This is a genomic window from Shewanella frigidimarina, assembly GCF_003797125.1.
GTDB classification, from domain to species: domain Bacteria; phylum Pseudomonadota; class Gammaproteobacteria; order Enterobacterales; family Shewanellaceae; genus Shewanella; species Shewanella frigidimarina.
In genome coordinates this window covers 145748-165557 of sequence record NZ_RKKE01000003.1, presented here as the reverse complement: position 1 = coordinate 165557, position 19810 = coordinate 145748, and the positions used below count along the sequence as shown (strand labels likewise).

At 39.8% G+C, this 19810-nt stretch carries 19 protein-coding genes, 2 tRNA genes and 1 pseudogene; 12 read left to right on the top strand and 10 right to left on the bottom strand.

All coding sequences use genetic code 11. The features are described from left to right. Window positions 1-69 precede the first annotated feature (69 nt). Window positions 70-1452 carry an NAD-dependent succinate-semialdehyde dehydrogenase gene (locus tag EGC86_RS10285; RefSeq protein WP_123777469.1) on the top strand — a complete coding sequence of 461 codons (1383 nt, stop codon included), beginning with the start codon at window positions 70-72 and terminating at the stop codon, window positions 1450-1452. 377 nt (window positions 1453-1829) lie between these two features. Here the strand turns inward: EGC86_RS10285 and EGC86_RS10280 are convergent, their stop codons facing one another. Continuing rightward, complete coding sequence (locus EGC86_RS10280; RefSeq protein ID WP_123777468.1) at window positions 1830-2528, bottom strand: Crp/Fnr family transcriptional regulator; 699 nt, start codon at window positions 2526-2528, stop codon at window positions 1830-1832. A 583-nt stretch (window positions 2529-3111) separates the two neighbouring features. Then, a complete protein-coding gene (locus EGC86_RS10275) occupies window positions 3112-3297 on the bottom strand; it encodes a hypothetical protein (RefSeq protein WP_123777467.1) in 186 nt (61 codons plus the stop codon). A gap of 172 nt (window positions 3298-3469) precedes the next feature. On the opposite strand from EGC86_RS10275, the gene EGC86_RS10270 reads away from it, so the two are divergent. From EGC86_RS10270 to EGC86_RS21220, 3 genes and pseudogenes are all read left to right on the top strand, one after another. Continuing rightward, window positions 3470-4255, top strand: a complete 786-nt coding sequence (locus EGC86_RS10270) for a PRC-barrel domain-containing protein (RefSeq protein ID WP_123777466.1) — start codon at window positions 3470-3472, stop codon at window positions 4253-4255. 257 nt (window positions 4256-4512) lie between these two features. Further along, window positions 4513-5022 (top strand): hypothetical protein, encoded by a 510-nt coding sequence (locus tag EGC86_RS10265; protein ID WP_123777465.1) that lies wholly within the window; start codon window positions 4513-4515, stop codon window positions 5020-5022. Window positions 5023-5074: 52 nt separating this feature from the next. Beyond that, a pseudogene (locus EGC86_RS21220) lies at window positions 5075-5358 on the top strand (YgjP-like metallopeptidase domain-containing protein); the annotation flags it as partial. A 451-nt stretch (window positions 5359-5809) separates the two neighbouring features. Here the strand turns inward: EGC86_RS21220 and EGC86_RS10255 are convergent. From EGC86_RS10255 to EGC86_RS10245, 3 genes are all read right to left on the bottom strand, one after another. After that, a tRNA-Val gene (locus tag EGC86_RS10255) sits at window positions 5810-5886 on the bottom strand. A gap of 49 nt (window positions 5887-5935) precedes the next feature. After that, window positions 5936-6012: transfer RNA gene (locus tag EGC86_RS10250), tRNA-Val, on the bottom strand. A gap of 165 nt (window positions 6013-6177) precedes the next feature. Continuing rightward, window positions 6178-7548, bottom strand: a complete 1371-nt coding sequence (locus EGC86_RS10245; RefSeq protein WP_123777464.1) for an MATE family efflux transporter — start codon at window positions 7546-7548, stop codon at window positions 6178-6180. Window positions 7549-7577: 29 nt separating this feature from the next. On the opposite strand from EGC86_RS10245, the gene EGC86_RS10240 reads away from it, so the two are divergent. Continuing rightward, window positions 7578-8192: a riboflavin synthase gene (locus EGC86_RS10240; protein ID WP_011637490.1), complete on the top strand. Its 615-nt coding sequence runs from the start codon at window positions 7578-7580 to the stop codon at window positions 8190-8192. A 63-nt stretch (window positions 8193-8255) separates the two neighbouring features. Here EGC86_RS10240 and EGC86_RS10235 read toward each other — a convergent pair whose 3' ends face one another. Continuing rightward, the gene (locus EGC86_RS10235; RefSeq protein WP_123777463.1) at window positions 8256-8456 is read right to left on the bottom strand and encodes a CPXCG motif-containing cysteine-rich protein; all 201 of its coding nucleotides are present in this window, start codon (window positions 8454-8456) and stop codon (window positions 8256-8258) included. A 493-nt stretch (window positions 8457-8949) separates the two neighbouring features. Here EGC86_RS10235 and thrS point away from each other — a divergent pair, with 493 nt between their 5' ends. From thrS to EGC86_RS10210, 5 genes are all read left to right on the top strand, one after another. Then, window positions 8950-10878 carry a threonine--tRNA ligase gene (gene thrS, locus EGC86_RS10230; RefSeq protein ID WP_123777462.1) on the top strand — a complete coding sequence of 643 codons (1929 nt, stop codon included), beginning with the start codon at window positions 8950-8952 and terminating at the stop codon, window positions 10876-10878. A gap of 3 nt (window positions 10879-10881) precedes the next feature. Continuing rightward, window positions 10882-11424, top strand: coding sequence for a translation initiation factor IF-3 (gene infC, locus EGC86_RS10225; RefSeq protein WP_081430133.1), 543 nt, complete (start codon window positions 10882-10884; stop codon window positions 11422-11424). Between the two features lie 83 nt (window positions 11425-11507). Next, entirely contained in the window at window positions 11508-11702 is a 195-nt protein-coding gene (rpmI, locus tag EGC86_RS10220; protein WP_011496149.1) for a 50S ribosomal protein L35, read from the top strand. Between the two features lie 16 nt (window positions 11703-11718). Further along, a complete protein-coding gene (rplT, locus tag EGC86_RS10215; protein ID WP_011637486.1) occupies window positions 11719-12078 on the top strand; it encodes a 50S ribosomal protein L20 in 360 nt (119 codons plus the stop codon). Window positions 12079-12627: 549 nt separating this feature from the next. Beyond that, window positions 12628-13821, top strand: coding sequence for an amino acid aminotransferase (locus tag EGC86_RS10210; RefSeq protein ID WP_123777461.1), 1194 nt, complete (start codon window positions 12628-12630; stop codon window positions 13819-13821). Between the two features lie 199 nt (window positions 13822-14020). Here EGC86_RS10210 and yvcK read toward each other — a convergent pair whose 3' ends face one another. Further along, window positions 14021-14977 carry a uridine diphosphate-N-acetylglucosamine-binding protein YvcK gene (yvcK, locus tag EGC86_RS10205; RefSeq protein WP_123777460.1) on the bottom strand — a complete coding sequence of 319 codons (957 nt, stop codon included), beginning with the start codon at window positions 14975-14977 and terminating at the stop codon, window positions 14021-14023. A gap of 269 nt (window positions 14978-15246) precedes the next feature. Between yvcK and EGC86_RS10200 the strand changes: the two genes are divergently transcribed. Together EGC86_RS10200 and EGC86_RS10195 are read left to right on the top strand one after the other, a co-directional pair. Next, window positions 15247-16065: a glucosaminidase domain-containing protein gene (locus tag EGC86_RS10200; protein WP_011637483.1), complete on the top strand. Its 819-nt coding sequence runs from the start codon at window positions 15247-15249 to the stop codon at window positions 16063-16065. Then, a complete protein-coding gene (locus tag EGC86_RS10195) occupies window positions 16058-16711 on the top strand; it encodes a DUF2987 domain-containing protein (RefSeq protein WP_123777459.1) in 654 nt (217 codons plus the stop codon). Before EGC86_RS10200 ends, EGC86_RS10195 begins: the two co-directional genes overlap by 8 nt. A 79-nt stretch (window positions 16712-16790) precedes the next feature. Here EGC86_RS10195 and ttcA read toward each other — a convergent pair whose 3' ends face one another. The 3 genes from ttcA to etrA form a co-directional block, all read right to left on the bottom strand. Further along, the gene (gene ttcA / locus EGC86_RS10190) at window positions 16791-17729 is read right to left on the bottom strand and encodes a tRNA 2-thiocytidine(32) synthetase TtcA (RefSeq protein WP_123777458.1); all 939 of its coding nucleotides are present in this window, start codon (window positions 17727-17729) and stop codon (window positions 16791-16793) included. A gap of 90 nt (window positions 17730-17819) precedes the next feature. Next, window positions 17820-18749, bottom strand: a complete 930-nt coding sequence (gene uspE / locus EGC86_RS10185; protein ID WP_011637480.1) for a universal stress protein UspE — start codon at window positions 18747-18749, stop codon at window positions 17820-17822. A gap of 98 nt (window positions 18750-18847) precedes the next feature. After that, window positions 18848-19600 carry an electron transport transcriptional regulator EtrA gene (etrA, locus tag EGC86_RS10180; RefSeq protein ID WP_041412942.1) on the bottom strand — a complete coding sequence of 251 codons (753 nt, stop codon included), beginning with the start codon at window positions 19598-19600 and terminating at the stop codon, window positions 18848-18850. Between the last annotated feature and the right edge of the window lie 210 nt (window positions 19601-19810).

Sequence of the window (19810 nt, the reverse complement as noted above, 5' to 3'; positions counted from 1 at the left end):
TCGCCGAGGTAGCACAATTCAGTAGAAGCTTGCGGCGTCCATAAGACCAAATTAAAACAGGATTTCACTATGACCTACAAAAGCATTAATCCCAATAACGGAACAATCTTGAAGACCTTTGATGAAATCAGTGATGAACAGCTTGAGATCAAGCTTGCCGCTGCGCATGCCTGTTACCAAACATGGAAAAATACCAGCTATAAGCAACGCGCCGCTATTATGGCCAAGGCTGCGGAACTTCTGCATGCGCATACTGATGACTATCCCAAGCTGGCAACACTAGAGATGGGGAAGCGAATTGATGAAGCCCGTGGCGAAGTGAATTTCAGTGGCAAAATCCTCAGCTATTATGCAGAGCACGCGGAAGCGTTTTTAGCTCCAGAGAAACTTGACCCGGAAAATGGCGAAGCCCATATGGAAAGCAGCCCGATAGGCGTGATTTTCTGCGTCGAGCCATGGAACTTTCCCTTTTATCAACTTGCTCGTGTCGCAGGCCCGCAACTGATGGCGGGCAATGTTTTGGTGGTGAAACATGCCAGCAATGTGCCCCAGTGTGCTATTGCCTTTGAGCAGTTGCTGATTGATGCGGGCGCACCAGAAGGTTTGTACACCAATCTGCTGGTTTCGCACCAACAGTCTAACCAGATTATCGACGACCCGCGCGTCAAGGGCGTGGCACTGACCGGTGGTTTAGCCGCTGGCAGAAGCGTTGCCGCCCGAGCAGGGCAAAACCTCAAACCCTCGTCGATGGAGCTCGGTGGCAGTGATGCCTTTATCGTGCTTGATGACGCTGATCTCGTCAACACGATTCCTTGGGCTGTTTGGGGGCGTATGTACAACCAGGGACAAACCTGCTGTGCTGCTAAACGCTTTATTGTGCTCGATTCGATTGCTGACAAATTCATCGAAAAGTTTCAAACCGCGCTTGAACTTCAGCAACCTGGCGATCCGATGGATGAAAAAACCACCAAGGGACCGATGTCGCAAGAAGCCGCTCTGGTTAATATTTTGAAGCAGGTCGATGATGCTGTAGCCCATGGTGCTAAGGTGTTAATGGGCGGCAAGCGTATCGACTGCCCGGGCTCTTTCATGCAGACCACGATACTGACCAACATTGAGCCAGGCAACCCTGCTTATCGCACTGAGTTCTTCGGCCCAGTTGCGTTGATTTTTCGGGTTAAGGACGAAGCCGCGGCCATAGCGCTTGCCAACGATTCTGACTTCGGACTTGGTGGATCTGTGTTTACCGAAGATGCCGCTCGTGGCAAACGCGTCGCCAGTCAGATTGATACCGGTATGATGTTCATGAACAATATTGATTGGACCGATGCAGCGCTTCCATTCGGCGGCGTCAAAGATTCCGGTTATGGCCGCGAACTCGGCGAAATGGGCATTCAGCAGTTCGTTAATAAGAAGCTGGTTCGCATCATTTCGATGGCAGCACCGGTGTAACGGTTGCACAGCTAGGGGCTAGCAAGCTGATAAAAGTAATATTTCACAAGCAATACCTTATATGGCAATGACATAACATGGCGAAGGAGCATAGTTATCTAAGATAGCGACATAGTTATCGAGAGTTTAACTAAATCGATGGGTTAGGTGGCTGTGGTTTCACAACACTGAGTTTGAATGAAATCAATTCATTTCACCTTAAGCGTCTAGCTGTGAAGCCGATTAATCTTGCTCGGGAGGATATAGAAAGGGCATGACGTTATTGTTTTTAATGTTTGGGATGATTTGTTATAAACGACAAGATAGCCACAGATACCATGGCAAGCTACCAATGAGGGGTAGCTTGGCATAGATAATTTAGTTAATAGATATTTTAGTTAATAGGTTTCTAGTCTATCGGTTTCAGCTTTTACCACTGCATAACATTCGCAGCACAGCGTTTCGAGTTTTTGTCTGTTGGTCACGGTAATTTGACCGCGCTTATAGTTGATTACCCCAAGTTTTTGCAGTTTACCGGCGGCTTCAGTTACGCCTTCTCGTCTGACGCCTAACATGTTGGCGATCAACTCTTGGGTCATTGTGAGATTGTTGCTAGCCAGTCTATCAAGCGACAGCAGCAGCCAACGACAAAGTTGCTGGTCGATAGAATGATGCCTGTTACATATTGCCGTCTGCGCCATTTGTGCCATCAGTGCTTGAGTGTAACGTAATAACAGTTCGCGAAGGCTTTGATTGTCATTAAATTCATCGAACAATATCGACGCGGACAATTTATAGGCTCGGCCTGCGCTTTGTACTATGGCGCGATTTATGGTGCTTTCTCCCCCCATAAACACGGCAATGCCCACTAAACCTTCATTGCCGACAACAGATATTTCTGCCGATGCGCCATCTTCGAGAACATTCAGTAAAGAGACAATACTATCAATGGGAAAATAGACATTTTCAAGGTTTTGACCAGCTTCATAAATAACTTTACCTAAGGGCAGTTTTATTATCTTTAACTGTGGAAATAAGCGCAGTTTTGTTGCTTCAGGTAATGCTTTAAGTAATGCGTTCTCATTTGGGTCAATCATTGATAACCTTTCAATATATTAAAGTGAGACATTCACTACTAGCTATGATCTTTCTTATGTTATTGATTTTATTCAATATCACATAATACTTAAGTAATCTTGTTATCAATATAACAGAGTTTGTTGAATCGAGAGGGTTAAAATGACTTGTTTAGCGTGATTTGCGATCACAGCAGGCGAGTGGAACCATTATTTTTCGTTCAAAAGGCATTGCATGTTGAGTAGTATTTAACTCATCGACAGGATATTTAGTTGGGGGGAGGAGATAGTAAAAAAGACCTTTGCAAAGCTGCGTTTCGCTCATAGGAAAGAGACTAAACAACGGCCTACAGCGATTACGTTTAGGCAGCAAGTCAGCTACTAAGGCTGCTGTTTTGTGAAGATGAATGGCATAAAAGGGCAGAGCAGCAAAGTGATTGCAAAAGCCATTTTTCTAGTGGCTATACATTCGGCTTTTGCCGCTGGAGTTAGTTAAGTTTATGTGCTTTAAGATTATGTGCAGTCTGATGCAAGATGCATTTAACATCTGATTTTTCGTTGACCTAAACTCACATGTTGAAGCGCTTTGACTGATATTTACAATTTATTCATTTTGAATATCATCAAGCGCCTGACGAACTTCATTCAAAATTAATCTGTTTGCCACTTTTTCATCGATATCGGGTACATCCCATCCAAAAATAGCGCGATATTTCTCAATCAAATTGTTGACGTCTTCGATGATATCGCTGCGATGGGCCGCTAACTCTAATTTTTCTATGTCAGTCATGCTAGTTCACCTTAAAAATTTATAGATAACTCTAGATTAGGCTAGTATTCATGCTCCATCGGTGCGACACCGAACAGATTGAATAGAAAATTTGGTGCAAGCTGATAGATATTCACTCTATTAGCAAGCAATGATTTATTGTTTGCCATCTTTAATCTGGAGCAAATACATTATGTTATATACACTGAAGGATTTAAAAAGTTTAGCCATTCACGCCTCTGATGGCGATATTGGATTAACCAAAGATTTTTATTTTGATGATAAGCATTGGGTGATCCGATATTTGGTAGTCGAAACGGGATCTTGGTTATCAAGCAAAAAAATATTGCTTTCACCCATATCAATCAAAGAGTTTAATCAGGAGCATAAGACGCTTACTGTCACAATCTCAAGAGAACAGGTAAAAAACAGCCCTGACATCGATAGCGAAAAACCAGTCTCTAGACAGCATGAGGTCGATCATATGGAATATTATGGTTACTCACAATACTGGGGTAACACTGGTATTTGGGGAAGTGAGCCCAGTCCTAACATGATGGCACCTGGTTATTATAGTGTCGCGCCAAAGCCAGATAACGTAGAAAACCCAGAGATGTCCGCAGACATTGAGGCTGCAGTATCACGGGATAATGATCATCATCTACGCAGCAGTCATGCCGTGGCGGGTTATCACCTTGATGCCATAGACGGTGAATTGGGTCATTTGCACGGTATGTTGATAGATATCGACACTTGGGCTATTCGTTATTTGATTATTAACACCAGTAATTGGTGGTTGGGTCATCTGGTTTTGATTGCGCCCAAATGGATTAAAGAGGTGAGTTGGCCTACCTCTAAAATTTATGTTGATATGACGCAGCAGCAAGTGAAAGATGCACCCACGTACGATCCATCAGAGCCTTTCGATCTTGAACATGAGCAAAATCTGAATACTCATTATGGCCATAATGATGGATAACATTATTACCTCTCTATGAGGTGTTTGGCTGTCGAGTTTACGTTGTTTGTTTAAAATGTGTTCTTGGAGTTAGTTACCTATTTCAATATGCAAATATAATCAATCTAAGTTAACAATTTCATTTTTTTCTTTTGGAAATTGCTGTAACTAATTGAATAAAAATATTATCTAAAGTTCTGTGTTGTAAAGTAAGGCTTATCGATGCGTTTCATATCAGCTATCAACTGCTATTTGATACCTTGTCGGGTTTAATTGTCATGCTTAGCGTATACGAACTGATCATCATTGATATCAGTGACTTTAAAACGCTCATTTACACTCAAGGCTTTGCTCCAGTTGGCATGGCTAAAGCCAAAATTCCAGCGATATCGAAATGGCAGTTAATAGATTATAAGCTAATCGATTGGTTGAACATATCGATATCAGCTCGGCTAATGGCGCGCTATTTAACATTGGATACCAACAAGTACTCGCACTATTTACCTATTAGCCAAAAAGTGGTTAACCCAAGTAATAACAGAAGTTCAACGTATTCAAGTTCCGTTGATTCTACTGCGAAACAGGCGCTTTATGATAATCTTGGTATTGATGAAACGCTTACCGCCGAAATTGATAGCGTTATCCGCGAGACAAAAAAAGCAGAATGGTTAGATGATAGATTTAATGAACGTGAAATCGCTAATGCGGTTAGACAAGAAACTGCTGGTTATGATGTAGCTATAGAAACGGTTATGGCGCTTATTAAGGCACAAATCGAATGCTATTAATGTTATCTACTGAGGTCATTAATATAGTTGGCAATAGAGGCTTAATGTTGAATTATCATCAGTAGATATTGAGAAAATGAAAACCAAATGGGGCAGCTGCAATATTGAAGAAAAAAGCCTATGGATTATTTTGGAGTTAGCAAAAAATCAGCGGAATGCATAGCGTTTATTCTAGTCCATGAATTCGTGCATTTAATTGAACGTCATCATAATGAGCAGTTCAAATGTATTATGGATAAGAATCTTCCTAATTGGAGAGAAAGACGCAGCTTATTGAACAGTTTGCCATTAACGTATGAAGATTGGAGTTATCGAATAAACATGGTTCTAGTGTGAGTTTAAGCTAGCATTGGTCATTAAGTTAAGCAGATTAAACCATACAAATACACAGATAACATATCACGAGATTTAAGAAAGTCAGTAGCTCAAAAATAATTCTTTAATCCTATTAATTGAATATAGTATTAACGTAAATTAGATTTTTCGGTTTAAATTCATCCTTCGGGCCAGCAAGTATGGTGGTCATACTTTTGAGGTTCAAAAATCACTTGTGCCAACATGTTTGACACTAAATGGGCACAAAACGCCTTTTTGGTGTTTTTTGTCTATTTTTGTGAGTTTTATTTATTTTATAAACTGATTTTAACAAGAATAAAATTGTATGACTTATAGATTCGAAAAATAACTGGTTAGCACGAGGTTAATACGATTTGGCGCAGATAAATTTTTACTGTAGAGAATTTGGCAATACAAAAAGGCTTTTAAAACGAGGGGTTACAGCAAAAAATGGTACACCCGAGTGGACTCGAACCACCGACCCCTACCATGTCAAGGTAGTGCTCTAACCAGCTGAGCTACGGGTGTATTGTTTACTTTTTAATAAAATCTCAATATTTAAACTCTTTGAGAAGAGTGGTACACCCGAGTGGACTCGAACCACCGACCCCTACCATGTCAAGGTAGTGCTCTAACCAGCTGAGCTACGGGTGTATTGTTAACGCTTGCTTTAAATACTTTTGCTTCAAAGCGGACGCTATCTTAAGGGGGATAGGCTATTGCATGCAAGCAAAAAAAACATTTTTATGACTAAACGGTGATTTGCTGTGCAACTTGATTCAAGCTTAAGCAATGTGAGTCGCTTAAGCTTGTAAAAAATCAATTAGAATAGCCAATCTGTTGAAACTCAAATCCTTTCTTTTGAATGTATCTCAATCTAATAGCAAACAAAATTGCTGCAGAGGTTAAACCTGCAATTAAGCCAATCCAAAAACCGTGTGCGCCCATAGGTTCAACAAGTAAATTCGTATACCCTAAAATATAACCCGTTGTCATGCCGATCACCCAATACGAGAACAAGGTAATGTAAAATGCACTACGAGTATCTTTATAGCCGCGTAATGCACCAGCAGCGACAACTTGAATAGAATCTGATATCTGATAGAACGCAGCTAACATCATTAGGCTGCCAGCTAATGCAACCACTTCAGGGTTGTCATTATATAGCAGTGCGATTTGGTGCTTAAAGGTGACGGTTAGTATCGCGGTAAAAATGGCTAGCGTTAATGATAACCCTAAACCTACTTTTGCAACTAAGGCCGATATTTCTGGTTGCCCACGGCCAAGGTAGTAACCAATTCGGATCGATACTGCTATACCAATTGATAAGGGCAACATAAATATAATTGATGAGAAGTTGAGGGCGATCTGATGGCTTGCAACGACGTTAGCACCTAATGGCGCTAAAAATAATGCGATGACAGCAAACAGGCTTACCTCAAAAAATAATGCCATCGCAATCGGCATACCCAATTTGGTCATGGACCACATACTGGCTAAATGAGGACGAAAAAACTGTTTGAATGGCGCGAGCTCTTTAAATGTTTTATCCACTAACATGTATATAATCATGGCGGCTAACATAGCCCAAAACACTAATGCAGTTGCAACACCACAACCAGCACCGCCCATAGCGGGAATACCAAAACCACCATAAATAAACACGTAATTGGCGGGTATGTTGACGGCTAACCCGATAAATCCAATGACCATTGTCGGCATGGTATAAGAAATCCCTTCACTGCAACCGCGTAATACCTGATACAAAACGAAAGCTGGTGCTCCCCACAAGATTGCATCTATATAACCCACGGTTAATGCATGCAGTTTTGGTTCTAAATGCATAAAGTCGAGTAAATATGTTGAAGATGCGAGAAACAACATCACCCCAATACCGCCAATTATGGCAATATAACCCGCCTGAAAAATGAGTGATGGAATGATTTGTTGATTATTCGCCCCGTGATGTTGCGAAAACACCGGGGTAAAGGACATTAATAAGCCTTGAACAAATAATATAGCAGGTAGCCACAAACTGGTCCCAACGGCGACGGCTGCCATATCCACTGCACTCACACGGCCAGCCATCACAGTGTCAATAAAACCCATCATGGTTTGTGTCACTTGCGCTATCAGCACTGGAAGCGCCAATTTTATCAAGCGTGAAATCTGAAAACCTGTATTATTCATTAAAAAACCTATAATGGAACGAGAGAAATATGTTTACTGGTATAGTCCAAGCCACGTGTGAAGTGGTATCGATTAACAATGCAGCTGGTCTTAAAACCTTTGAAGTCGCAATGACGCCAGAGTTAACACAAGGATTAGTGACTGGCGCTAGCGTAGCCAATAATGGCGTTTGTCTTACCGTAACCAAGATACTAAATGATAAGGTTTTTTTTGATGTAATGGAAGAAACATTAGCCGTAACTAACCTAGGTAATACCAGTGTCGGCGACAAGGTCAATATTGAGCGTTCATTAACGTTTGGGACTGAGATTGGTGGGCATATATTATCTGGTCATGTACATACTCTGGCAACTGTTAAGGCCGTCAGTGACACCAACGAACATTACAATATAGAACTGCAGGTTGAGCCACAGTGGATGAACTACATCTTTTATAAAGGATTTGTGGGAATAAACGGTTGCAGCTTAACAGTAGGAAAAGTCAGTGACAGTGGTTTTTTGCTGCATTTAATACCTGAAACCTTGAAGTTGACCAATTTGAATCATTACAGTGTTGGTGACAAAATTAATATCGAAATAGACAGTCAAACACAAGTGATCGTTGATACTGTTGAGCGAATTTTAGCTAAAAAGCAGCTCGCCTAATCACCCAACTGAATATTGATTATTAACTTGCCTGCTTTGAATTTTAAGCAGGCGAGCTAGAAATTAATAAATTTGTTCGTCGTCAGAACCGATATGAAGTTCAATTGTACGTCGGTTATCATCTAGGTGCATTCTAATGTGTATCGGATTGCAACAAATACGACAGTCGTCGTAATACTCTTGATCTCCAGAACTTGCATCTAAAGTGACGTATTGATGATGTCCGCAATGTGGGCAATAAATGGCACGCGAAAGTAATCTCATAGCTAATACTCCTCACTGACTCCTTTTAAATAAGTATAGTGAGCATTTTATATTTTGGATCATCCCTAAGAATGATTCTATTTGTGGCGAATATAATTCACTCAAAAAAGTTAATGCGTAACGATTTTTAAGTTTATCAATATTAATCAACGCCTTAACTTGATTGTTTAAATCATTCAATGAAACTGGTATCGTTAAATCAAAATCGTTAGAACCTACATAGCATTGTCAATACAGTCTCCGCCTAAAATCATCACTCACTAATACAGTCAACTCACGTGATTAATTTGACTTAAACATGCTATTTCTGGCAGTTATTGACCGCATGATGGTTGCGCAATAATCCGCTTATCACATAGAATAGAGACTTACGTTTTTGGGTAACTAAGACTCCTGTACTGTCTTGATTTCATTAACGTGCTCTCGTTCAAAAAGAACATACTTAATTACCATGTGGCCCTACGTGTGGGTCACCACTGGAAAAGGAAATTTCATGCCTATTATTACATTGCCTGATGGCAGCAAACGTGAGTTTGCCAATCCTGTATCGACTCTTGATGTTGCATTAGACATCGGCCCTGGTTTAGCAAAAGCGTGTATTGCTGGCCGTGTAAACGGTGAATTAAAAGATGCAACTGACTTAATCACTGCAGACTCAGAATTAGCTATCATCACGGCCAAAGACGAAGAGGGTGTTAAAATCCTTCGCCATTCTTGTGCGCATTTATTAGGTCACGCGATCAAGCAAATGTGGCCAGAAACCAAAATGGCAATCGGCCCGGTTATCGACAACGGTTTTTATTACGACATCGACTTAGACCATAAGCTGACGCATGAAGACATCGAAGCCCTAGAAAAGCGTATGCTTGCATTAGCCAAAACTAACTACGATGTGGTTAAAAAGGTTGTATCTTGGCAAGAGGCCCGCGATGCATTTGATGGTCGTGGTGAAGAATACAAAATTGCTATTTTAGATGAAAACATCAGTAAAGACGCAACACCAGCGCTTTATCACCACGAAGAATACATCGATATGTGTCGTGGTCCTCATGTGCCAAACATGCGTTTTTGTCAGAACTTTAAGTTAATGAGCGTTGCTGGTGCATATTGGCGCGGTAACTCTGATAACAAAATGCTGCAACGTGTATACGGAACAGCATGGGCCGATAAAAAAGCCCTTAAAACTCATTTAGTGCGTTTAGAAGAAGCGGCTAAGCGTGATCACCGTAAAATTGGTAAACAATTAGATTTGTACCATATGCAAGAAGAAGCACCAGGAATGGTGTTTTGGCATAACGATGGTTGGAGCATATTTTTAGAACTTGAGAAATTCATTCGTCAAAAGCTAGGTCAATACACTTATCAAGAAGTGAAAGGCCCACTAATGATGGATCGCGTGTTATGGGAACGTTCTGGTCACTGGGATAAATACGCAGAAGCCATGTTCACTACTAATAGCGAAAACCGTGAATACGCGATCAAGCCAATGAACTGTCCTGGTCATGTACAGATTTTCAACCAAGGGTTAAAATCTTATCGTGACTTACCATTACGTATGGCAGAGTTTGGTTGTTGTCATCGTAACGAACCATCTGGTTCACTTCACGGTTTAATGCGCGTACGTGGTTTTACTCAAGACGACGCTCATGTTTTCTGTACTGATGATCAAGTACAAGAAGAAGTCAGTGCATGTATCCAAATGGTATATGACACATACGCTACATTTGGTTTCGATAATATCGTGGTTAAGCTGTCAACTCGTCCTGAAAAGCGTATTGGCGACGACGATATGTGGGACCGAGCTGAAGACGCTTTAAAGCAAGCTCTTGCCAATAATAATATTAAATATGAAATATTACCGGGTGAAGGCGCGTTTTATGGTCCAAAAATCGAATTTACTTTGCATGACTGTTTAGATCGTGCATGGCAATGTGGTACAGTACAACTCGATTATGCATTACCGACTCGTTTGGGTGCCACTTATGTCGCAGAAGACAACAGTCGCCAGACGCCAGTAATGATCCATCGTGCTATTTTAGGTTCTTTAGAACGTTTCATAGGTATATTGATAGAAGAATACGCCGGTAAATTCCCAACTTGGCTTGCTCCAATGCAAGTAGTTGTAATGAACATTACCGACAAACAAGCTGATTATGTTGAAGAAATCGTTAAATTCTTCAAAGAACAGGGTATTCGAGCATCTTTTGACTTGAGGAATGAGAAAATAGGCTTTAAAATACGCGAACACACCCTAAGACGTGTGCCTTATTTATTGGTCGTTGGTGATCAAGAAATGGAAAATAAGGAAGTAGCGGTGCGTACACGTGACGGTATCGATTTAGGCAAGTTAAAACTAGAAGATTTCGCCGCGATGATACGTCAACAGATTTCGCTCCGTAGTCTCAAATTGTTGGAGGAATAGGTCATAAAGATCAAAAGAACAGCAGGGCGACAGCCAGCCCCTAATAGAATCAATGATGAAATCACTGGTGTACCTGAAGTCCGTTTATCAGGTTTAGATGGTGAGCCAATTGGTATATTAAGTATAAAAGAAGCTCAGAACGTTGCAGATGAAGCCGGAGTTGATCTTGTAGAGATCAGTCCCAATGCTGAGCCTCCTGTCTGTCGCATAATGGACTACGGTAAGTTCCTTTTTGATAAAGCGAAAGCTCAAAAAGAACAAAAGAAGAAGCAGAAACAGGTCCAGGTTAAGGAAATTAAATTCCGTCCTGGCACTGATGAAAACGACTATCAGGTAAAACTACGCAACCTGATTCGTTTTCTAGAAGATGGGGACAAAGCGAAAATTACGCTGCGTTTCCGTGGTCGCGAAATGGCACACCAAAACCTAGGTATGGATCTTTTGAACCGTATCAAGGCTGATTTGGAAGAGTATGCGGTTGTTGAATCTTTCCCGAAAATGGAAGGTCGACAAGCAATTATGGTGCTAGCACCTAAAAAGAAATAGTAGGGCAACCCTAAAGTAGCAAAAGTCTCTTGAGGCTTTTGCTCGCCTTACGTTTATTAACGTCCCAATGCGGAGTTTTAGAAATGCCTAAAATGAAAACAGACAAGGGTGTAGCGAAGCGTTTTAAGAAAACCGCTAATGGTTTCAAGCGCAAGCAAGCACACTTACGTCACATTTTGACCAAGAAAAGCACTAAGCGTAAGCGTCACTTACGTGCTAAATGTTTAGTTGCTAAATCTGACGTTCCAGCAATCGCGCGTCAACTACCATACGCTTAATTTAGGAGTTTAGAAAATGCCAAGAGTTAAGCGTGGTGTAACCGCACGTGCTCGTCACAAGAAAGTTTTAAAATTAGCTAAAGGTTATTATGGCGCTCGTAGCCGTACTTACCGTGTTGCTGTTCAGGCAGTAACTAAAGCTGGTCAATATGCTTACCGTGACCGTCGTCAGAAAAAACGTCAATTCCGTCAGTTATGGATTGCACGTATTAATGCAGCGTCTCGTCAAAATGGTCTGTCTTACAGCCGTTTCATTAACGGCTTGAAAAAGGCGTCTATTGAAATCGATCGTAAGATTTTGGCTGACATCGCTGTTTTCGACAAAGTTGTTTTTGCAACTTTAGTTGAGAAAGCAAAAGAAGCGTTAACTAAGTAATTAGTTTGTCGCTTTAAAAAGAGGAACCTTCGGGTTCCTTTTTTTATACTTATTTTTTATACCACCTGTATTATTAATAAATTGAGTTATCCTGTTTACTCCCAATAAACTGTCTTCATTTGAGCACTTTCACTGTGTTCAAAATATTGATGATGATTAGGGCCTGTTTATCTTTAAAGATAAACGTTGCTGTGGTTGCCAATGTTATACAAGACTGAGTTTATGATATAAACATTCAATACGAGTAAGCGGCAATGCAGTTGAATGAAGCTATGAACGTAGCACTGAATAGTGCAACTAAACGACATATCATTTTTTGAAAGATTATTAATGATTAGGTGTTACCCAATTCGGCACACTTAGTACAAGTAATCTGTTTATTCAAATGTATTTTGACCATAAGAATGCCCAGAACATTAAAATATTTTGCGTTGTTTTTATCAATTTTGTATTTTTATCTCAACAATCAAAAAACTCACTACTCACAAGGGACATAGAGTGGTATAACTAAGCAAAATTTGTCTATTCACCTCACTTAGGATAGTTGTAATGATCTTTTCTCAAGTAACACTTGCTCCAGCAGATCCCATCTTAGGCTTAACAGATGCTTTCAAAGCAGATACTCGCTCTCACAAAGTCAACTTAGGTGTTGGCATTTATAAAGATGAAGCTGGGCAAACGCCGGTATTATCTTCAGTAAAAAAAGCTGAAGCTATTTTACTTGAAACCGAAAAGACCAAAAATTACCTCGGTATTGAAGGTGTACAAGCTTACAACCAAGTGGTTCAAGAATTACTCTTTGGCGCTGATAGCCAAATTATATCGGATAAACGAGCGGTAACAGCGCAAGCACCCGGCGGAACGGGTGCATTACGGGTAGCGTCAGAGTTTCTCGTCCGAAATACTAAATCAACAACTATTTGGGTTAGTAATCCTACTTGGGCCAATCACCAGAATATTTTTGAAACAGCAGGATTAACCGTTAAAGAATACCGCTACTACAAAGCTGAAACACATGACATGGATTTCGATTCAATGTTGGTTGATTTAGCCAATGCGAATGCCGGTGATGTTGTTTTACTTCATGGCTGCAGTCATAACCCAACGGGTATTGATTTATCGATTGAACAATGGAAATTAGTTGCCAAGGTTTGTTCGGAAAAATCATTGTTGCCATTATTTGATTTTGCTTACCAAGGTTTTGGTGCCGGCATTGATGAAGATGCGCAAGGTTTACGAGCGGTTGCAGCTTTGGTACCAGAGTTATTGATTGCAAATTCATTTTCTAAAAACTTTGGTTTATACAACGAACGTATTGGTGCGGTAACCATCGTCGCTGAAAATCAAGATGATGCAGTAAAAAGCTTTAGCCAAATTAAAAAAACTATTCGCGCAAACTATTCCAATCCTCCGGCACATGGTGGATTAATTGTTAGTACCATTTTAGCTGATGCTACACTGCGTCAAGAATGGGAAACAGAATTAACACTAATGCGAGAACGTATTGCTGAGATGCGCAGTTTATTTGTTGAAAGCCTAAAAGCTGAAGGTGTTGAACAAGATTTCAGTTTTATCTCTCGTCAAAATGGTATGTTCAGCTTTTCTGGTTTGAACAAAAGCCAAGTTGCACGTTTAAAAGATGAGTTCGCAATTTATATTGTCGGCTCGGGTCGTATTAGCGTTGCAGGCTTAACGAAAAATAATATTCCAGCGGTTTGTAAAGCTATAGCTCAAGTGATTTAGTTTTACTATTGTGATACAAAAATGGCTGCAATATGCAGCCATTTTTGTTTGCCATTTCAATATTCACACCTAAGAAATCACAACGATAGCCAAGTGTTCATCAAATCAAAAATCATTTCAGTGAGCAGTCTGTCTATAAACCAAATCAATAACGAATGTTAAACGCTTTGAGCGTCGATATAACCCAACATCGATAAACTTATTTAATATTGCAATGACGGTATTGTGCCATATCAATTGGCGTGTGGTATAAGTCACAAACTTGGCTAATCGCATCTGCTAATGCGGTTTTATCATGTAATCCCGGATGGTGTTGACTGACTAATGGAAAGTGATTAAAACGAACACCATTAATGTTGGAGTAAGACAGCTTAATTTCATCTGCATGCTGAATAACATCAGCAATAACTTCTTTGCCTATTACCTGGTTAAACCAAGCAATTTTATCTTCAATACTAAAAGTGCTTGCAGGGGAGTACTCAGCCGTTAAGTTATCAATTAACATGACATGTACGTTTGAGTCACGAATGCTCTTGGCAATTTGTGGCAGTAATAAAGGTGGCAGTATGCTGGTTAAAAAACTGCCCGGACCGATAATAATCAAATCAGCTTTTGCTAATGCATCGCATGCCTCTGATGTCGCCTCAACTTCAGGTTCCAAAGATAACGCGATCGGTGCTTCCTTCATGCCATCAACATTGAGTTCACCAAACACTTTATTACCACAGTGGGTAAGTGCTACAAGATGAGTCGAAGCCTCTGACATCGGAATAATTTGTGTTTCAATTTTAAGTAAGCCACGAATTAGATTAACCGCTTCAAGTGGTCTTACACAAAGTTGATCAAGTGCGTGTAATACGACATTACCTAAATTATGCCCAGAAAGTTCATTATCACCGGTAAAACGATGATCAAATAACATTGAACCTAACGATGGTCGATGTGCAAGATGAGAAAGACAATTACGTAAATCCCCCCATGCAATAGTTTGCTGATCTTGCCTAAGTCGACCGGTAGAACCGCCATTATCCGTAGTTGCAACAATGCCCGTTAATCTTGGGCCTAAAAAAGATAATGAAGCAAGAATTCTGCCCAACCCATGTCCGCCACCGATGGCTACCACATGGTGATAATTATTGAGTTTATGATTCAACATAATCTGTGCTCAAGTCCTTGAGTTGTTGAATAAGACGATAAGCAGCCAATACAAGACCGCACCGTAATCACATATAATCAATTTTAACTGGATATAGTCTTTAAAGTGTAATTAATTTTTGTTTTTGTGGATGATGACTTAACATAGCGTGATCCATTACGGGTAAGTACGCAATCTACAAAAGGGGTTTACTGTATCCCATCGTTTTTTAAGGTTATAATTAGTAAGATTAATAAGTTGAAAATCAATTTTTGATAAGGCAGGTAATATTGAAGATAGGCAATGTAGGTCAGGTGACATTTGCATTAGGTTTAGCCGTTGTTGCTTTGTTAGCGATGCGACTGTTCATTTTTCCTAATACTAGTCAAGTATCAGTATCATCTGGTGCGCGTCAGCTGAATAATATTGACCTAGGTAAAGTGCCAATGTTTGCTGAAATAGAAGATGTTGCCACTAAAAAACAAACATTTTTTGATTTTTTACGTCCTGCCATTGAAGCACAAAATCAGATAATTATTCACGATCGTCAATTTTTACTGGCCGTTATTGAGCAAATTGATAATGGTTTAGGGTTAAGTGAACATGACAATGATAGATTGACATCTATTATTGCTAAATATCAATATGATGTTCAAGCATTTACTCGCATAACGTTAACGCCATTATTAAAGCGTATCGATATTATTCCAGTAGATATGGTATTAGTACAAGCGGCCAATGAAAGCGGTTGGGGCAGTTCACGTTTTGCTGTCGACGGGTTTAACTTTTTTGGCCAGTGGTGTTTTATTGAGGGCTGTGGTTTAGTGCCATTAGCAAGAGCTGATGGCAAAATCCATGAAGTTGCAGTATTCGATTCACCCAAAGATTCCATTATTGCTTACATGATCAATTTAAACACCAATTCCGCGTATCGTTTATTTCGTTCTATTCGTGCCGATTTACGGGCTCAAAAAGTTAAACCAACAGCCGAGAAATTGGTTTATGGGTTAATGAATTATTCAGAACGAAAAGATGAGTACATTGATGAACTCCTCGAAATGCTTAAACACAATAAGCCTTATTTACAAGGGAACAAAGCTAATGCGTAATCGTACGCTACTTAACGGATTTATTTTTATATCGACTATTTTTATAGTGAATAGCAGTTTTGCTGAAACTGTTTCTTTAGAGTACAACGGCTTTTATGATCGATTAAAGCAAGTCAACAAGCAAAACTATCCACTAGTTGAGCTAGCTTTTAGTGTTCCTATAACACCTGATTGCACCATAGTATCAGGCAGTATTACCACCGAAAAAGAACAGTTTCCGTTAACATATACCAAGCAACAACGTTTATTTATTCCTTACGATCCACAGCTTAAATCTGACCGCGGCTTGGTGAATATTAATGTGGTGGGTGATGCTGCTCAATGTGGAATTGCCATGCAAGTTCGCGCTAAAGAAACTAAACAAAGTTTCACTCAAACAGAACTATTAGCATTAACTAACGATATGAATAAACTGCTTGATGGCTTACAGGGTTTTCCAATGAAGTATTTTAGAAAACCGATTAATGGACTCACGTTTGAGTTTGCTGAAATACAAGCTGATGACAAAACAATTAAAGTTGTTATAGATGATGTTGAATCAATTGTTAACGAGAAATTCACTTTAACACTCGAACAAATCACTCAGCTGAAAAACATTTCATTTACTCACAAACCCAGTGTTGTCAGTCCTTTCGTTTCTCAGTAACCTAAACTCGGGATAAATAATAGTAAAAAGGCGTTGATATCAACGCCTTTTGTTTATCTATTAACATCTAATATATTGATTATGGCTTAAACGTTGCTACCACATCGATTCTATTAATAATGTCTAAATTGATATGACCATTATTACTGATATCAACAAAATCAAAAGCAGGTAAGTCAGCGTCGGCTACATCACCGGTGTTAACAGCATCGGGATTACGCTTTAATGATATAAAATCAAAATTATCGCGATCAACACCTTGTGAAGGTGAGGTGTTCTGCATTGCAGTAAAAATAGTTTCAATACGACCAGGGTGTTGCTTATCCCACATTTGTAACATGTCTTTAACTGCGCCACGTTTTAAGTTTTCTTGTGAGCCGCATAAGTTGCAAGGAATAATAGGAAATGATTTTAGAGTTGAATATTCTTCAATATCTTTTTCACGGCAATAGGCCAATGGACGAATGACCATATTAGCGCCGTCATCAGACAATAGTTTAGGCGGCATTGCTTTTTGTTTGCCAGCGTAGAACATATTCAAAAACATGGTTTCAATAATATCGTCACGATGATGACCTAAAGCAATTTTTGTTGCGCCAATATGTTGGGCAAATCCATAAAGAGTGCCGCGACGTAAGCGAGAGCAAAGTGAACATGTCGTTTTGCCTTCAGGGATCTTTTCTTTAACGATAGAATACGTATCTTTTTCGAGAATATGATAAGCCACGCCTAACTTATCTAAATAAGCAGGTAAAACGTGCTCAGGAAAACCTGGTTGCTTTTGGTCTAGGTTAACAGCCACAATTTCAAATTTGATTGGGGCACGTTGTTGAAGGGTTAATAAAATATCCAGCATGGTGTAGCTGTCTTTGCCGCCGGAAAGGCAGCACATAACACGATCACCGTCTTCGATCATATTGTAGTCTGCAATGGCTGAACCGACTTCATGTCGTAGACGCTTTTGCAGTTTATTCATACGAGTAATATTTTGTTTAGCGATTGTATCAACTTCAGACATAAAAATGCGCCCAGTAACCAAGTGTTTCAGGGCGCGTATTATTCCAGTATTCGAGGTCAGGGTAAAGTAGTTAACCTATTCTATTGGAGACTAATCTTCTAAAGGTGATTTATAGCCATCAGGTTTAATCGCTAACAAATCACAATTAATGCTGTCGATGACATGTTCAGCAGTATTACCAATTAATGCAGCTGAAAAACCAGTGCGACCAACTGTACCCAGTACCACTAGTTCGGCATCTAATTTCGCCGCCATTTCTGGAATCACATCTTCAGGCAAACCTTCTTCAACATGACAATTTTCAAGTGGAATATTATATGCTTGCGCTAAATATTGTACTCGTTGTTCATGTTGCATCCGCACTGTGTTGTTATACACATTGGCATCAAAGTCGGGCAGTTCAATAGCCAAATTGACTGGCGTACCAGGGTATCCATTAACTAAGTGAACACTGGCAGAGAATTTTTTGGCCAAATCGAGAGCGTGATTAATAATTTTGCCATTAAGAGTTTGATGATCTTCATCTTCAGTCACTACATTAACCGCACAAATAATTTTTCCAGCCACTGGCCAATCGTGTTCTTTGACTAATAAAACAGGAACAGGAGATTTACGCATTAAATGCCAATCAGTCGGTGTAAAAATAACGGCTTTTAATTTGTCATGTACGTGGGTGCTTTTAACAATTAAATCATAATTGCCTTTCATCGCATGGTTAATCACACTTTCGAAAGGGCGGTTATGCCAAACAACTTCGGTATTAATTTTTATATTGAGTTTACTGAAACCATCAATGGCATTTTCTAACCAAGCGACTCGTTGATCAATAACACCTTGGCGCATTGCTTCACGTTCTTGACTAGACAAAATTGAGGTCATTTCATAAGAGAAGTCAAAAATAGATAAAAATGCAGTTATCTCTGCCTGACTTTTTGACGCTAATTCAACAGCACGTGCCAATGCGGGTTGATGATCCGTTGTAGGATTAATCACCACTAATATCTTTTTATAATCCTTCATATAACCTCCAAAGCTGTTGAGTTTTTATTTACATTACCTGTTGATAGTATTACCGTTTGCTAATAAATAAACTTTGAGATAGATCATATATATCAAATTTAAGTGGCGATGCGAGCATTTCCTGCAAGGGTACTTAATGCCGAGTGATCGATAATAGAAATATACTTACCTTTGACCTCAATTAAACCTGATTTTTGAAACCGCCCTAATAAGCGGCTAATAGTCTCAACTGTTAGGCCTAAATAGTTGCCGATATCACCACGAGTCATTGTCAGACGGAATTCATGAGGCGAGAAACCTCTATTACCAAAGCGATTAGCCAGGTTATTGATAAATGCAGCTAAACGTTCTTCGGCATTTTTCTTTGAAAGCAGGAGGATCATCTCTTGATCACTCATAATTTCATTACTCATTAAACGCATAATTTGCTGGCGCAGCTTAGGCATCGATCCAGATAAATCATCTAATGTGTCATAGGGGATTTCACAGACCATTGAGGTTTCTAGCGCTTGGGCAAAGCTTTGATGGCGTTGTGCATGAATACCATCAAAACCAATGACGTCACCGGCCAAATGGAATCCAGTAATTTGCTCATCACCTTGCTCAGTGATGGTATAGCTTTTGATTGTACCGGAGCGAATTGCATAGAGGGACTTAAGCACGTCACCAGACTTAAAGATAAGGTCACCTTTTTGAATGGGTTTTTTACGTTCAATAATGCTGTCGAGTTTATCAAGCTCATCATTGTTTAACGTGAAAGGGATACACAGGGCTTCCATACTGCAGTCGTGACAATGAATGGCGCAACCGCTAGTTGATGGACGACGAGGTTTAATCAAATCTGAAGACATACCCATTCTCAATTTATGAAGACGTTATCATGTTATACCATTTTGCCTTAATAAGGTACTCTTCGACACCAGAGTCTTACCTACTAAATAAAGAGAACAGACACTGTAATAATGACATTTTAAAGCGCAATTGTAACTCGCTTCGCTTCGACGCATTGCAGATATAATTGCTTATAACTAATACCTATCTAAAAAACATTCTACATACTT